At 32.0% G+C, this 17,077-nt stretch carries 13 protein-coding genes; 1 reads left to right on the plus strand and 12 read right to left on the minus strand.

Going from position 1 to position 17,077, the window contains the following annotated elements; genetic code table 11:
- Position 1 precedes the first annotated feature (1 nt).
- The 12 genes from AAEO59_RS06985 to AAEO59_RS07040 form a co-directional block, all read right to left on the minus strand.
- The gene (locus AAEO59_RS06985; protein WP_341700017.1) at positions 2 to 2,023 is read right to left on the minus strand and encodes a DUF3857 domain-containing protein; all 2,022 of its coding nucleotides are present in this window, start codon (positions 2,021 to 2,023) and stop codon (positions 2 to 4) included.
- A gap of 6 nt (positions 2,024 to 2,029) precedes the next feature.
- Positions 2,030 to 3,937, minus strand: coding sequence for a DUF3857 domain-containing protein (locus AAEO59_RS06990; RefSeq protein ID WP_341700018.1), 1,908 nt, complete (start codon positions 3,935 to 3,937; stop codon positions 2,030 to 2,032).
- 252 nt (positions 3,938 to 4,189) lie between these two features.
- Positions 4,190 to 5,674, minus strand: a complete 1,485-nt coding sequence (locus AAEO59_RS06995) for a response regulator (RefSeq protein WP_341700019.1) — start codon at positions 5,672 to 5,674, stop codon at positions 4,190 to 4,192.
- A gap of 323 nt (positions 5,675 to 5,997) precedes the next feature.
- A complete protein-coding gene (locus tag AAEO59_RS07000) occupies positions 5,998 to 6,393 on the minus strand; it encodes a DUF7793 family protein (RefSeq protein ID WP_341700020.1) in 396 nt (131 codons plus the stop codon).
- 120 nt (positions 6,394 to 6,513) lie between these two features.
- Positions 6,514 to 8,925, minus strand: coding sequence for an aminotransferase class I/II-fold pyridoxal phosphate-dependent enzyme (locus tag AAEO59_RS07005; protein ID WP_341700021.1), 2,412 nt, complete (start codon positions 8,923 to 8,925; stop codon positions 6,514 to 6,516).
- A 191-nt stretch (positions 8,926 to 9,116) separates the two neighbouring features.
- Positions 9,117 to 9,569 carry a D-aminoacyl-tRNA deacylase gene (gene dtd / locus AAEO59_RS07010; RefSeq protein WP_341700022.1) on the minus strand — a complete coding sequence of 151 codons (453 nt, stop codon included), beginning with the start codon at positions 9,567 to 9,569 and terminating at the stop codon, positions 9,117 to 9,119.
- Entirely contained in the window at positions 9,569 to 10,546 is a 978-nt protein-coding gene (gene rsgA, locus AAEO59_RS07015; protein ID WP_341700023.1) for a ribosome small subunit-dependent GTPase A, read from the minus strand. The genes dtd and rsgA overlap by 1 nt, the downstream gene beginning before the upstream one ends.
- A gap of 169 nt (positions 10,547 to 10,715) precedes the next feature.
- On the minus strand, positions 10,716 to 11,795 hold the full coding sequence (locus tag AAEO59_RS07020) for a bifunctional 3-deoxy-7-phosphoheptulonate synthase/chorismate mutase type II (RefSeq protein ID WP_341700024.1): 1,080 nt from the start codon (positions 11,793 to 11,795) through the stop codon (positions 10,716 to 10,718).
- 50 nt (positions 11,796 to 11,845) lie between these two features.
- Positions 11,846 to 12,703 carry a prephenate dehydrogenase gene (locus tag AAEO59_RS07025; RefSeq protein WP_341700025.1) on the minus strand — a complete coding sequence of 286 codons (858 nt, stop codon included), beginning with the start codon at positions 12,701 to 12,703 and terminating at the stop codon, positions 11,846 to 11,848.
- 76 nt (positions 12,704 to 12,779) lie between these two features.
- The gene (locus AAEO59_RS07030; RefSeq protein ID WP_341700026.1) at positions 12,780 to 13,925 is read right to left on the minus strand and encodes a pyridoxal phosphate-dependent aminotransferase; all 1,146 of its coding nucleotides are present in this window, start codon (positions 13,923 to 13,925) and stop codon (positions 12,780 to 12,782) included.
- Between the two features lie 58 nt (positions 13,926 to 13,983).
- Positions 13,984 to 14,820 (minus strand): prephenate dehydratase, encoded by an 837-nt coding sequence (locus AAEO59_RS07035; protein WP_341700027.1) that lies wholly within the window; start codon positions 14,818 to 14,820, stop codon positions 13,984 to 13,986.
- Positions 14,821 to 15,058: 238 nt separating this feature from the next.
- On the minus strand, positions 15,059 to 15,982 hold the full coding sequence (locus AAEO59_RS07040) for a M20/M25/M40 family metallo-hydrolase (RefSeq protein ID WP_341700028.1): 924 nt from the start codon (positions 15,980 to 15,982) through the stop codon (positions 15,059 to 15,061).
- Positions 15,983 to 16,104: 122 nt separating this feature from the next.
- On the opposite strand from AAEO59_RS07040, the gene gldA reads away from it, so the two are divergent.
- A complete protein-coding gene (gene gldA, locus AAEO59_RS07045; protein ID WP_341700029.1) occupies positions 16,105 to 17,001 on the plus strand; it encodes a gliding motility-associated ABC transporter ATP-binding subunit GldA in 897 nt (298 codons plus the stop codon).
- The last annotated feature ends 76 nt before the right edge of the window (positions 17,002 to 17,077 follow it).

Consider the following 17,077-nt stretch of genomic DNA (forward strand, 5'->3'; position numbering starts at 1 on the left):
ACTAAATTTTTTTCAGAATAATTTTCTCGTTTTGTTTTTCTATACTTTTTTGAAAAAAATCTTTCAAGATTGGATAATGTTCAGGAGTAACAATTGGAGCATAAATATCCGATGTAGAGACAATTTGGACAACTCCATTGTTATAACCAATAAGAAATTTATACATCCCAATATTCTCACCACCATCAACAGTCATTGATTTAGGCAAAGATTCTACCTCATAACCTTCTGGTATTTTAATATTTACACTATATTTTTCCTGAATTGGATACCCAAAATCTACAGGATACTCTCTTACTTCCTGCTTAAAAGGATTTTCTTTTAGACTAAAGAAAATCATAGGAGACACATATATTTTATTATTGATAATCTCAACCGTTTTAGTGTCTTTGAAAGTATAATTTTCAATTATTGGCTTTGACAAATCCAAGTCATTTTCGCGCACATAATCATTAATTTCAATATTATTATTTTTATTCTCAAGCGCTTCTAAATAGCTATCTTTATTAGTAACGATATGATTTTGTCTAAATCTTAACGCTTCGTGATTAGCATGGTATAATCTTACCTTACCATTAATAACTCCTTTATCATCCATATCTAAATTTACAGTTGCTAATTCTTTGGAGTTTACTTTTGGAATTAAATTTACTTCTTCAGAACTTCCATCTTTTCGTATTAATCTTCCAAACCAATTTAAATCTCTCAATGGTAAAACATTGGGAACAGAATATTTCTCTGTAGCATCCATTAAGACTAATCCCTGATCAGTTTCTACAGCGGAAATCACATAATTAAAAGCTGTACGATTTGGAAAAAAAGAGATACCATTAGATCTTGTACTAAGTAAAACAGGATTAGCATTAAGTTCAGAAAAACGCAACATAGCTGTAAGCATTAAATTAATATCTGCAACATTACCTACTCCTGTTTTATAAGCTTTCCTAACTCCTTCTTCGCAAGAATAGCCATGGTAGCCATTCCACTTTACCTTAGTCTTTACAAAAGTAAAAACAGCTGCTATCTTTTCTTCTACAGAGTTTAGCCCTTGAAGAATTTGTTTTAAATCTTCTTCAAAATAACCAGTCTTATTTAATTCCGGACCAAAATCTTCATACTCATAAATTGTTTTAACTACCGCGTCCCAATTGGTTGAATACTTTTTAGGTACAGAATTAGGAAACTGAGTCATTGATAACTCTTGCTCTAAACTTGTGGTATAATTTCTAATATTATTTACAAAAGACTCCTCTTTTATTGCAGGCATATTCTCTACTAAATAAGTTGTTCTGGTTTCAGAATAGGCTATATCCTCACTACTAAAATTAGTTCTTGTGGTCCCAAAACCAGGTGCTGTTACCCTCTCTTTACTATCAATTCTTATTGACTTATTTAACTTTTCAACAGTCACTTTTGGACTAATAAAGCCTTTCAAATTGGTATTATAAACAAAATATTCAGGGATAGAATTAATGTATTCTGAATAATTCACCGGAATATCCAATTGAAAATACCAATCCCTAGGATTTCCAATACTAGGAGAATGCAACACATATTCATACTCAATAACAGAACCTTCTTTTACATTAGGCAGAACTATTTTTTTTTGCCCCCAGTATTTATTAATTACTTCATCAAACTCTCCATCGCTTTTAAGCTTTGTTTTTTCAATTTTTCCATCCACTAAATTATAAGTTGCGACATCTGAAAATGATACTTTTTCTCGTGAGCTATTAACCAAATAATAACGCACGGCTTTATTTGCCCAATCATACCCACCTTTCTTGTAAATTTTAATTCTTGCTTTAACTCTTAATTCTATTTCAAAACCGGTCTCTTGGTTGAATACCACTTTATTCTCTGCCTTTTCAAAAAGTACAGCTGCTACAGCAGAAGAATCATTTGGATGTACTTTTTCTTTTAATTCCTGGAGAGATACTTTTCCTAATCTAAAATCCTGAGCATTAGAAGAACAAACAACTATAAAAGCTGTAAATACAGTTAGTAAAAATTTGGATTTCATATTGATTTAAATCTTGGTTAGTATAATTTTAGCATTGTCATTTCTTGAAATTTGTTCCATAAAAAGACGATAATCTTCATATTCTGCATTGGAATAAACTCCTTTATTTATAAGTAAACTACGTTTATATACCAAGGAGCCATCTTCTTTTTTAAGTATCTCTGTTTTACATTCGCCAAACTTCCCTTTCAGCTCGAAATTATCAGGCAAAAACTCAATCTTATAACCTTTAGGCAAAGCCACATTTACTTCATCTGTATCTAGATAACCTCTTTGGATTTCAAATGGACTTTTCCGATTTCGCACTCTCTTGACTGAATTTGAATTCAAATTATAGACATTTACAACAAACATCATTTTGCCATTTAAAACACTTCCGTAATTCTTAGCGCTTATTTGTACATTCTCTGTAAATTGAATTTTTTCTTTATCATTAGAGAAGGAACTCTTTTCAATTTTCAAACTATTGATATGGCTCCAATATTCTTTGTAATGCTCATCTTTTTCTACAGTTTGTAACTTTTCTACATTAGTTTTATGTCCATACTGAGTCCCTGATGAAATCATTTTAATATTACCTGTCAAATCTCCTTCTTCATTTAACACATAACTCCCAATACTATTTTGACAATTCCCATTATCTTCATAATTCTTAGTCCTTACAATTTCACCTCCTTCTGGCTTAATAACAAGGACATCTCTATCGTCAGTAAAATTAGCCTGATATCCAAAAGGATTAACTTGACTAGTACATTCTAACCATATATAATCTTTACCATTAGGAATCGCTAATATCATATGATTTCCTTGGGTTGAAACAAAATCCGACTCAATATCTCTTTTATAAGAATCTCCATAAAGAATTGTGTTGTAAGAGGGCACATTAACCACATCCAAAAGTGCTCTGGTATAGTTTGTCAAAGCCTTACAATCACCATATCCCAACCGATCGACATCACTTGCCAACATAGGTTTCCATCCACCAATTCCAACTTGAATACTTACATATCTTGATTTCTTTTGAACAAAATCATATATAATTTTTGCTTTCTCAACTAGATTCTCTTCTTTACCAACTAGTTCTTTAATTTTAGTCACAGTGGTCTCTGGCAACTCTGAAGTACCGGATAAAATTTCATCGTAATACCATTTTCCGTAATCTTTCCAAGATTTTGCTACACCATCTTTACCCTCTAAATGAAACATTTCTAATGCCATAAATAATTTCGGAAAAACAACTGACCTCAACACATAAGGCTCGGACTTAATTGCTTGAATATTTGATGCTGAATACGACAACTGAGTAGCAGTATCAGTAGTCTTTTGAATAGTGTAATTTGAAAAATTGATTTCCTTTTTCTTAAACCCTAAATTATTTGGATAGCTAATATTAAAAATGCTTTTTTCAACACTAACATTGAATTCTGAAACTGGATACCATTTAGGAATAAAAGCCGTATTCGAAGTAGCAACTTCACTTTGATAAACTAAAGTAAAAGGATAATTAACGGGAGTATAATCTAAAAATAACACTCGATTATCAGAAAATAAGGTACCTTCTCCTGCTGCACTTTGATCTTTAAAATCTTTTCGTTTTATCCTCTTTATTTCATTACCAAAAATATCATAGACTACGGCTTCAATAGATTTAACCGTAGTTTTTTTATCATAGTTTTCGTAACCATTAACTGCACTCAAACCTTTTTGATTCAAAACAGTAATAGCCCGATAAGTCTTGACGGTCATACTTCGTTGTGATATAATCTCTATATCTGTCTTTTCAAGACGAATAACTCCATTAGCATTCTCTTTTAAATCCTCAGGAATAGCAACGATAGAAAAATCGTTCTTTTGAGCATGAAGAAAATTAGTAAGAAACAAAACTAATAGAATTTGAAAAAAATTGTTTTTCATATATTTTTTTTGAGCAAATAAACAATTCGATTAAAAAAGAAGAAATAGGGCAAATGAATCTTAAATCATTTTACACCTCTTTAAAACTTTTCATTCAATCAACGATTATTCTCAAAAATAAAATAAATCGCACAAAATACAAATAAATTGTTGTGTTTTTTTTAACAAGAAATAGTATAAAAAAATATTAACGATATACCTAACTATCAACAATATATCCTTATAGTGAATTATGTAGGCTGATAATAATTATCATTCCCTTATTATCAAACTTAAAATTGCTGTATATAATTCCTCTGAACTAAATGGCTTTGAAATATATTTATTAATTCCTACTGCCTTACAAGTATCATTTACTGTATCGTTCACGACTGCCGACAAAGCTATGATAGGAATGTTTTTCTTCAAAAGATCTTTCATATTTCTTATTGCCGATGTCGCTTCATAACCATTCATCACCGGCATCATCAAATCCATGATAACAATATCAAAATCTTCCTGATTAACAGCTTCAACAGCTAATTTACCATTGGCTACAGCCACACAGTCAAAATTATAATCACTCAAAATTTTATGAGATAAAAGTTGGTTTACCCGATTATCTTCAGCTAGTAAAACCTTAATTTTTGCGTTCACATCAATTTTTGGAACCGAGTATTCTCTATCAATATATGATTTTGAAGCCGAAAGATGATGATCGTTTTTTGAAAAAGGGAGTGTTATTATAAATTTAGTTCCAACATTAATTTTGCTTTTGACCACAATTTCACCATTCATGATGTTAATTATCTTTTTGATAATTGTCAAACCTAACCCAGCTCCTTCGTATTGTTTAGTAAATGGATTAGAAGCTTCTTTGAACATTTCTGTTGAAATTCCTAAACCCGTATCCTTTAAAATAATTTTAAGGATAAAATTATCGTCTTCCTCTTCCTGGAATTTAATTTTAAATCTAATTTTCCCATTTACCGGAGTAGAATTAACTGAATTACTAATTAAATTAAAGAATATCTGAGAAACCCTGATAGAATCTCCATTTAAAATCCTTGGAACTTTTTTATCAATGGCAACCTTAAAATCAATAGCCTTCTCTTTAGTTTTTACCAAAAAAGTATCATATAACAACTGAGTAAGTAGATTTAGATTAAAAGGTTTATTAGTCAGAGTAAGTTGGCCCGATTCAATTTTAACTAAATCTAAAATATCATTAATGATTACCAGCAGGACATCAGCAGAGATCTTGATATATTCTAATTGCTTACTCTTCTCAGGATCTAAAGAAGCGCTTTTAAGTAACAAATCCGTAAAACCCATAATCCCATTGAGCGGTGTTCTAATTTCATGGCTCATATTAGACAGGAACTGATGTCTTACTAAAGCTAATTGCTCAGAACGTTCTTTTTCTTCAACTAATTTTTCATTTATTGTTTCGGCTAATTTTTTAGAAACCATTGCTGATTTTAGTTCTTCAATATAAGTATTAAACCCCATACAAAAAACGTCTAATTCATCATGTGCTTCAGAAATAGGCAAATAATTAAAAAAATCACCTGCAAAACAATTAGAAATTTGCTCGATTATTTCGGCTGTTCGTTTCTTTTTAGATTCAAATTTATTAGCTAAAAACAGTAATTCCTCATAAACATCATCCAAAGTATCTCCATGAGTCAATTGCTCCTGAAACTCATCTTCATTTATGGAGCGCACTAAGGCTAATATTTCTTTTAGTTTAGACATATACTACTCTAAGTTCATTAATCGGAGATACTTCGTTTGTTTTAAAAAAGTAAAACATTTATTACTTATAAAAACATAAATATAAGAATAATCTTTTAAAAATTGATTTATTTTTTTCCTTGAATTTAGTAACCACACTTAGGCTTTATTTTTTTGGTACAAATTTGAATCGGCATAATAGGTGTTTCCAATTCAACATACGTTATATATAAAAAAAAAATGCTATTTGAGAAACTACTATTATAGCACCAACATTCAATTAATTATGTCCGTACTTACCAGCATAATCAAGGCCCTTTAATATTAATTTTACAATTGAAATATCATATTTGATCATTCTTTCTTTTCAATTCATTTAGCCATTTAACAGCTTCGCTTTTTTTTGTAAAACCTTTTAAAGGAACAACAGGATTCTTTAATCTCATAAAAGTATTGAGGATGAATTTAGTAATATGAGAATTTAAAATAACAGCACAAGCATGCAGGTATTCTTGCCCATTTTTATCTGCATAATCACGCGCATCTTTGTCATAAGATTGTATACCAGCGAAATCATAACACCAATATTGTTTTTCACCTGCTGATATTTGATGTCTTAAATCTATTAAAGCTTTCAAGTTTTCTTTAGTTCCAATAGTAGGTTTTTTAAATTCAGAATAGAGAATATCATCTTCTATCCAAAACTTAATAAAATCATTTTCACCGTCTTTAATTACCATTTTATTTTTTTTATTAAAATTAGAACAACAGTATTTTAAACATCTAAAACTTTAATAATACTGGAATAAACAAAACATGCAAACAAATTAAAGTTTTAGGAACAACCTTTATTTTAAAATTTAACCGCTCAGCGAAGATAACAAATCTAAATTATACATATCATCGACCTTAATATAACCCAAAAGAGCTACTGATTTTGCACCATATTTTTGTTTTTCATAATCAGCTGTCAAACCTAGGTAGATTTTAGATTTTTCTAAATCATTTCCTCTCTTCACCATACGATACATAATTTGTTTATATAAATGATGTGATTCATTATAATCATAATTCAACCCTAAAATAAGATGACAAATATGATCTTTCCCTAAAAAAGACCATACACAAGCTATTAATTCTTCTGAATCTTTAAGACGAAACTCCATAAACTCCCAATCAGAATATTTAGATATAATTTTTGCAATCTTAACTGGAAAAGAAAAAAAATTAAAAGAAAAATTAACTTTCTTAACATTTAGAAATAACTGATAATGTTTTTCAGCCTCTAAATTTGTTAATGTTTTTTTTATCCTAACATTAAATAGATGTTCATATCTAAAGACGTAGCGATTAATATTTCTAACATTATTTTTTGAATCTAAAAGCGCCAATAATTCCTCTTTGGAATTCCATTTTGGATGACTAACAATATTACTGTTAGGCATTTTCATCTGTACATAGCCTTCATCTTTCAATAATGAGTTTAAAGGATGTTCTACTTCAAAATCCCTGAAGATTACAACTGTGGCATCAATTTCCTTTTTCACTTTGGAAACAAATTCAAACAAACGATTCGTTGCATTTCTCCACTCAGTATGTTCAACATCCAAATAAACAAAATCTCCTTCACAAAACAAAGACCCCATCGCTAATGTTTTTGAACACAAATAATAAGGATCAGTCTTGCGTACTTCTTCTATTTGTTTTGAAATATTTTCCTGAGCAATCATATCGTCTTTATAAATTGCCCCAGTAAAAAAAGTAGCTAAAACTATTTTCCCCTTACTATCTCTAACAATAATGTAATGAAAACTCCAGTTCTCTTCCGGTTTTTCATTATTGGAAAAAATTTCTTCCATACACTGCATTCCCGAATGGCTGATATTTCCTCTATCCTTAAACATAAAGTCCCAATCAGCAGCATTTATAGCGTGTATTGTAGCATATTCTTCAACAATTAAGTTCGAATTATTTTTTGATTCCAGTTTAAAATCATTATTATCTTGTTGAAAATGAAAACCAAATTCTTTATAAACTCTTTCTACACTATCTCCCTCCTCTTCTATAGCTTTAGGCAAATGATATGCTAATACATCGGTTAACAAATCGATATCTGCTTTTGTATTATGACGCGTTAAAGTAAATCGCAAACCGGATTTATCATTAGGAACAACCGGAAATGTAGCTGTGTTTACATAAATTCCTTCTTGTAAAATACGATGCACAAAATTACGGGTTACCTTATTCAAGCCACTTCCAATAAAATAAATAGGAGAATCCGGAGAAGAAATATTCGTCAGATTTTTTTCTTTCAACCGTAGATTCATATAATCCATCAATTCTTTTAATTCTGATTGATACGTACAAATAGCATCAGACAAATGAATTTTTGCCGAAGCAATAGCTGCTCCAACATTGGCTGGTGACAAAGGATGCGAATAACTTAATGGCCCTCCAAAAATATCAGTTCTTCTGTACATCTCTGGGTCAGCAAAAATAGCCGTTCCTCCTACGCAGCCAAAACCTTTAGCAAGTGTCGAAATTATTACAATTCGATTGCTTACACCTAATCTGTCATAAATGTAACCCGTACCATTTTTTCCATCCCAACCCATTCCATGTGCATCATCAAAATACAAATGTAGTTTTGGATACTTATCCAGTAATTTTTTTAAAACAATGGTATCAGGTAAATCACCATGCATCGAATAAACACCATCGGCCATATACCAAATACGATTGTATTTATTGTAATTTTCCTGAATCATTTCTTCCAGCATTTCATAATTAGAATGCCTCACCATTTTCACTTCCGTTCCTTGTAATTTAGTATTCTTACATGGATACTGCACACTAAAATGTACTTGCTGGTCAAGAATTATTAAATCATCATACTTGATAATTGTAGCAATAACCGAAATATGTGCATTAGAAGTTGAAGTATAACAAATCACTTTATTACCATCAAATAGCTGAGACATTAGCTCTTCTAATTCCTGAATATAAGCAGGACGAATATAGGCCCTGGACATTGACAACTGAGTTCCAAATTTCCTTGTCAATTCAATTGAACCGGCTATCAAATCAGGATGTGTTTCTAACCCCAAATAACCACAGGTTCCAAAATTAATTAAATCCCTGTCTTTGATAACAAATTTCTTTCCAGTAAAATACTGCTCTTCTGAATTAATGTGCATGATTCCTTTTTCCTTTGCAGAGGTCCACACATTATCAACAACATCCAAATAATTATTGTGATTTATTTTTGCCAAAATTCCGAAATTTTAATTAATAATTTGATCTGTTTTTTAGTCATTGTAATAACAACGAAGCTATAACAAACACAAAACTATTTCGGAGCATAAACAGTATTGAATTGTAAAAATCTATCCTTTATGAAACAACCAAATATAACAAAAAAAACAGCTCCTATTTGAGCTGTCGTGTTTATAAATCAAGTTTTTCACTCTTTATTTTTACTATCAATTAGTATCGTAACAGGGCCATCATTAACCAACGCTACTTTCATATCAGCACCAAACTGACCGGTTTGCACTTTTTTACCGAGTTCCTGTTCTAATTTTCGAACAAAATTCTCATAAAGCGGAATGGCTATTTCAGGCTTAGACGCCTTTAAATAAGAAGGACGGTTTCCTTTTTTAGTAGCGGCGTGAAGTGTAAACTGACTCACCACAATTATATCTCCATCAATATCCTGAACCGATAAATTCATCACATCATTTTCGTCTCCAAAAATGCGAATTTTAGCAATTTTAGCCGTCAACCAATCGATATCTTCTTGTGAATCGGCATCTTCAATACCTACAAGAACCAATAAACCTTTTTGAATGGAAGCTACTATTTGGGAATCTATCGTCACTGAAGCTTCGGAAACCCTTTGAATTACAACTCGCATTAACCTCTGGATTTATCGCTGTTTTTTCGGTCTTCATCATAAATATCAGTTCGATAATGTTCGTCATCACCTTCTAAGATTTTCAGATAACTATTATAACGTGACCAGGCAATTTCTTCTTTCTCTAAGGCTTCTTTGACAGCACATTTTGGTTCTTCTTTATGCAGACAATTATTAAACTTGCATTTGTCTTTTAGTTTAAAAAATTCCGGAAAATAATCACTAATTTCTTCTTTTTCCATATCTACTACACCAAAACCTCTAATTCCGGGTGTATCGATAATTTGGGCTCCAAAAGAAAGATCAAACATTTCGGCAAAAGTCGTAGTATGTTGCCCTTGTGAATGCGAATCCGAAATTTGTTTTGTTTTCAAATTCAAACCCGGCTCGATAGCATTTACCAAAGTTGATTTCCCGACTCCTGAATGTCCCGAAAACATACTCACCTTATCTTTCATCAAAGCAGTCAGTTTATCCAAACCTTTGTGTTTTTGAGCGGAAACGCGCAGGCATTGGTAACCAATACTTTCATAAATATATTGCAAATACAACTGTTCGTCCAGAGCGGCTTCATCAAAAGTATCGATTTTATTAAAAACTAATACCGCTTCAATACCATAAGCCTCTGCAGTCACTAAAAAACGATCGATAAAACTGGTCGTTGTAGGCGGATTATTGATAGTTACCAATAAAAAAACAATGTCAATATTAGAAGCAATAATATGTGTTTGTTTAGAAAGATTAACCGATTTTCGAACAATATAATTTTTCCTGTCCTGAATGGTATTAATCACACCGGTTACCTGATCATTATTCTCTTCCAGTTCATACTCAACACAGTCGCCTACAGCAATAGGATTGGTACTTTTAATACCTTTCATCCTAAACTTTCCTTTTATTCTACACTCCACAAAATTCCCTTCCTCGGATTTTACGGTGTACCAGCTCCCTGTTGATTTATAAACGATTCCTGTCATTATTAGAATTTAGATTGCAGAATTTAGATCACAGATTTAAATCGAAATTCTTTACAAAGATAAAGTGTTTTTAATTTTAAGAAGACTCTAAAACAAACAAAAAATCCCAAAACATAAAGTCTTGGGATTTTATAAATTGAATTTATCGAGTTCTCAAATCACGATACAATTATCCGTTGATAATTTTTTCTTGGTGCTCAATACTTTCTTGGTGAATTGATTTGAATAATTTAGTGATAAATTCTTCTGACAATCCTTTTTTAGCTCCTTCAGCAACCATTTTCTCTTGGATTTCATTCCAACGGTTGTTTTGCAATACAGCCACATTGTTGTCTTTTTTCACCTGACCAATTTCATCAGCTACTTTCATTCTTTTTCCTAAAAGATCTAATAAGTTAGTATCCAAAACGTCGATATTAGCTCTTAATTTTGTCATTTTAGCTTCAAAATCACTATCTCCGCTTACTTTTCTAATTTTTAAGTCTTTCAAGATTTGTTTCAATGTATCTGGAGTAACTTGTTGAGCAGCATCAGACCAAGCGTTATCCGGATCAATATGCGTTTCAATGATCATACCATCATAATTCAAATCTAAAGCTTCCTGAGTTACTTCCTGAATCATGTTACGGTTTCCTGTAATGTGAGATGGATCAATGATTAATGGCAAATCAGGGAATTTGTTTTGCAATTCGATAGCAATTTGCCACTCAGGAATGTTTCTGTATTTTGTTTTCTCATAAGTAGAGAAACCTCTGTGAATAACTCCTAAATTCTTGATTCCAGCCATGTGTAAACGCTCCACACCACCTAACCATAAAGCCATATCAGGGTTTACAGGGTTTTTAACCAATACAATTTTATCAGTTCCAGCTAATGTATCAGCAATTTCCTGAACTGCAAATGGATTTGCTGTTGTACGAGCTCCAACCCATAATACATCGATATCATATTCTAAAGCCAATTTACAGTGAGCAGCTGTAGCAACCTCAGTTCCCATCAACAATCCTGTTTCTTCTTTAGCTTTTTTCAACCATTTTAATCCTATTTCTCCAATTCCTTCAAATCCTCCCGGACGAGTTCTTGGTTTCCAAATTCCTGCTCTAAAAACGCTTACATCTGAATTTTTCAATTCGTGAGCAATTTTCAATACTTGCTCTTCAGTTTCAGCACTACAAGGTCCTGCTATCACAAATGGATGATTCAATTTGAAAGCATCCAACCAATTTCTCATTTCTTTGTTGTTTTCCATCTTTTAAAATTTATTTTGTATTGTGTTGTATATATTTATTCTTTTTACTCCTATTTTTTAACGCCCATACCGTTTAATATTTCTCTAATCTTATTGACACTCGCCATTTCTTCATAGATTGCATTGTAATCATCCTGAACAAGCAAATCTCTAAACTGGGTCAAATTAGAAATGTATTCTTCTAATGATTCTAAAACCTGCGCTTTATTCTGCTCAAAAATTGGCGTCCACATGGCTGGTGAACTTTTAGCTAAACGCACCGTACTTTCAAAACCGGAACCCGCCATATCAAAAATATCCTGCTCGTCTTTCTCTTTATTAATCACCGTTTTTCCTAACATAAAGGAACTGATGTGCGATAAATGCGAAACGTAAGCAATGTGTTTATCGTGCGATTTCGGATCCATATAACGAATACGCATCCCCATTTTACTGAAAACCTCTAATGCTTTTTCCTGCAATTTGAAAGCTGTTTTCTCTACTTCGCATATGATATTTGTTTTTCCTCTAAACAAATCTCTTAACGCTGCCGAAGGACCTGAAAATTCCGTTCCCGCAATAGGATGAGTGGCAATGAAATTTCTTCTTTTAGGATGATTTGCGATTGCTTCACAAATAGGATTTTTAGTAGAACCTACTTCAAAAACAATAGCATTATCACCAACTAAATCCAAAACTTGAGGCAATAATCCAAGTAAAACATTCACAGGAACCGAAACAATTACAAAATCTGCCTCAGACAAATCTCCCATTGTAGCAGCAACATCAATAACACCTAACTCTAATGCCTGTTGGATATGTTTTTCGTTATTATCAATTCCGTAAATAGTAGCATTCGGATACAGCGCTTTGATGTCTAAAACCATCGAACCACCTATTAAACCAATACCTATTACAAATACTTTCATTTTATTTCTTTAAATTCCAAACTTTTAAAATTCCAAATTCCAAACTTTGATTAAACTAAAATCTGAGATCTAAAACCTAAAATCGGCTTATTGCTTCCTGTACTTTTTCTTCTTTTACGCATAATGCAAATCGAATATACCCTTCTCCATTAGAACCAAAAATAGTTCCTGGCGCAATAAAAATATATTTCTCGTGCAATATCTGATCGATGAACTTTTCAGCTGATTCAATTCCTTCCGGCAATTTTGCCCAAACAAATAAACCTACTCCTTCTTTATAAACTTTACATCCAAGTTTTTCTGCCAATTGCTCGGTTAAAACGCGACGTTTTTTATATATTTCATTCATGGAATCAAACCATGATTTATCACTTTTTAATGCTTCGATAGCGCCTTTTTGAATTCCGTAAAACATTCCGCTATCCATATTACTTTTCACTCTTAAAACAGCATCAATCAAGTCAGCACTTCCGGAAACCATTCCTACTCTCCAGCCTGCCATATTAAAAGTCTTGCTCAAAGAGTTTAACTCTAAAGCTACTTCTTTAGCTCCTTCCACCTGTAACAAACTCATCGGATTGTCATTCAAAACAAAACTATACGGATTGTCATTCACCAATAGTATATTATGTTTTTTAGCAAAAGCGACTAACTTTGCAAACAATTCCAAACTTCCTCTTGCTCCTGTAGGCATGTGTGGATAACCGATCCACATTAATTTTACTTTCGATAAATCTAATTTTTCTAAAGCTTTAAAATCAGGTTCCCAATTATTAGCTTCTGCCAAATCATAATAAACAGCCTCTGCACCTACTAAATTCGTTACCGAAGTATAAGTTGGATAACCCGGATTAGGAATTAAGACCTGATCTCCTTCATTCAAAAATGCCATTGAAATATGCATGATTCCTTCTTTCGAACCCATCAAAGGCAAAATTTCAGTATTCGGATTTAAATCCACTTGAAAATTGTTCTGATAAAAATCAGCCATACTTTTTCGTAACTCAGGAATTCCCTGATAACTTTGATAACCATGTGCATTAACATCCTGCATAGCCAAAGTTACCGCGTCAATCACAGCCTGTGCCGGAGCCAAATCAGGACTTCCGATTCCCATATTGATGATAGGTTTTCCTTCTGATGCTAATTGTCTTACCTCTCTCAATTTTGATGAGAAGTAGTATTCTTCAACTGTATTTAATCTGTTTGCTGTTGTAATCATTTTTATTCTTTGGCTTTTGAACCTGGTTCAAATTGACAATCTGCTTTTACTGTTTTATTTAAATCAAACTAGGTTTTGTATTGGTATACTCGCCTAAAACTTTGAAATATTCTGCCATAATTTCTAACAAAGATTTTGCTTTAGCGTAATCTTCATATTTTTCGAAAGTAACATCCACAAAAAAAGAATATTTCCAAGGGGTTTCTATTTTTGGCAAGGATTGAATCTTAGTCAAATTCATTTTACAATCGCTCATTACATTCAAAACTGCCGCCAAACTTCCTCGTTTATGATCCAATTCAAATTTCAAAGAAGCTCTGTTTATCTCTTCTTCCGAAACAAATGAATCCTCCTTTTGAATAATCACAAAACGGGTCATATTATTTTTTATCGTTTGAATTTCGGGAGCTAAAATTTCTAAATCATACATTTCTGCCGCTGTTTTACTTGCAATTGCAGCAATACCTGTTAATTGTTTCTCCTGAATTCTTCTTGCTGTTTCAGCCGTATCTTTATCTTCAACTAATTTAATATGCGGGTATTTTTTTAAAAAATCCATACACTGCAACAAAGCCATTGGATGCGAATACACTTCGGTAATATCTTCAATCTTCTGACCTTTTAAAGCCATTAAATTTTGATGAATACTTAAATAATGCTCCCCTATGATATGCAATTTATTCTTATCAATCAAAGCATAATTAGGAATAATAGGACCAGCAATAGAATTTTCAATCGCCATCACCGCCTGAGTTGACTTCCCTGACAAAAGACTATCTACTAATTCTTCAAAAGACATACATTCATCAACAACCACTTGCTGACCATAATACTCCTGAGCCACCTGATGATGAAAAGAACCTATTATACCTTGTATTGCAATTTTTGCTTCCATTTATTCAAAAAAAAATCCTGATTTTCATCAGGATTGTATATTAGTTTTATTTGTTTTATTCGTTATTCAAATTACCATAGCACAATCCTTATCTCTCGCTAAAGAAATAAAAAGAAAAGCTAAAATAGAAACGGTTATTTGACATCTTAATTAAATATTATTCTCTACGAATTATTATTTTTAACGCTGGCAAATATACAACAGATTTCCAATTGCACAAATTTTTTTTTAAAAAAAATTATTTTGTTACTCTTGTAGGAGTATCTTTTCCATTAACAATAGTATTAGAGCTAATGGCTATCGCCTTTATAATCTCTGTCATATTATCCAAATTCAAAGTTGAAACCTCATCAGAAGCCTTATGATAATTAGGCTCAACATCCATTTTTGAAGTAGAGATGGTATGTGCAGGAACACCCATTGCAGCTAATCGGGCATTATCTGAACGATAGAATAAATTTTGATCAGGATAAGGATCAGGATAGAAGTTAAAACGAGAATCCTTTAAATTCTGCTGTAAAATACCTCCGAAATTTGATTTCTCAAAACCAGTTATGTATGCCGAATTTTTACCCCACTTACTTTCAGTACCAATCATTTCGATATTAAACATAGCTACCACTTTAGCAGCATCTATGCTTTTAGAAAACTCTTTAGAGCCATAACCTCCTATTTCTTCTGCCGTAAAAGCTACAAAAACAATAGTCCTGTCATTAAACCCCTTTTTTTTAAAATATTTAGCCAAAGTTATTACTGCTGTCACACCCGAAGCATCATCATTAGCTCCATTGAACACTTTGTCTTCACTATCTTTATTCAAACCTAAATGATCATAATGCGCTGAAAAAATCACATATTCATCAGGCTTTGTTTTTCCTTTTAAAACCCCAACCACATTATTTGCATCTTTACCTTTAAACTTAAATTCCTGTCGGTAACTTTGTAAATCTCCATAAAAAGCAAGCCCTATTTCTTTAAACTCATTTTCGATAAATGCAGAAGCTTTTTCTATACCTGCTGAAAAAGTTGCTCTTCCTTCAAAATCATCCGAAGCTAATTTTGTTTCAATTCTAACAATATCTTCTTTTTCAATTGAAGCTATTTTTTGAGCATGGGCAAAACTCACCAATAAAACCCCCAATAAAAGGCTAACTCTTTTCATAGATACAATTAATTTTCATTTTAAAATCAATCAAATATAGTAATCCAAAGTATACATTTTAAAATTCCCTATTAACAATTCAAACAAATTTCTATTTACTTTTGTAACCAAATAAAAAAAGGATGTCAATAGAAGTAAAAAACATATCTAAAAGTTATGGTGCTCAAAAAGCCCTTGACAACATTTCATTTTCAATAAAAAAAGGAGAAATTGTTGGTTTCCTTGGCCCAAATGGAGCCGGAAAATCAACTTTAATGAAAATATTGACAACTTATCTTTCCTCCGACGAAGGAAACGCACTGGTTAACGAACAGGATGTAAATTTGAACCCAAAAGCGGTTCAAAGTTCCATTGGTTATTTACCGGAACATAATCCACTATATTTAGATTTATACGTGAGAGAATATCTGGCTTTTAACGCCGATGTCTATAAAGTTAACAAATCCCGTATTGAAGAAGTGATTCAATTAACAGGTTTAACTACCGAAAGTCATAAAAAGATTGGAGAACTATCAAAAGGATACCGTCAACGTGTAGGTCTAGCCAATGCTTTATTACACAATCCGGAAGTATTGATTCTGGACGAACCTACAACAGGTCTTGACCCAAACCAACTTTTAGAAATTCGCAACCTGATTAAAAATGCCGGAAAAGACAAAACGGTTTTTCTTTCTACACATATTATGCAAGAAGTAGAAGCTATTTGCGACCGTGTAATCATTATCAACAACGGAAAAATAGTTGCTGATAAAAAACTAGACCATCTTATTTCTGAAGAAAAAGAACAAATTATTGAAGTCGAATTCGATTATAAAATCGAGGAACAGGCTATTGCTAAAATCGAGAATTTAATCTCCTATAAAAACACCCACGACATGACCTGGGAACTGGTTTTTAAAACCGACAAAGACATGCGTTCGGTGGTTTTTGATTTTGCTAATGAAAACGGATTAAGAACACTTCAACTGAATCAGAAAAACAAAAATCTGGAAGCTATTTTTAGAGAAATCACTAAATAACATCTATTTTTTAAAATCAAAAAGAGCTCTTTCAAACCAATGAAATGAGCTCTTTCTTTTAGAAACCAAAACTTAA

Source organism: Flavobacterium flavipallidum, from assembly GCF_038289905.1.
Classification (GTDB): Bacteria; Bacteroidota; Bacteroidia; order Flavobacteriales; family Flavobacteriaceae; genus Flavobacterium; species Flavobacterium flavipallidum.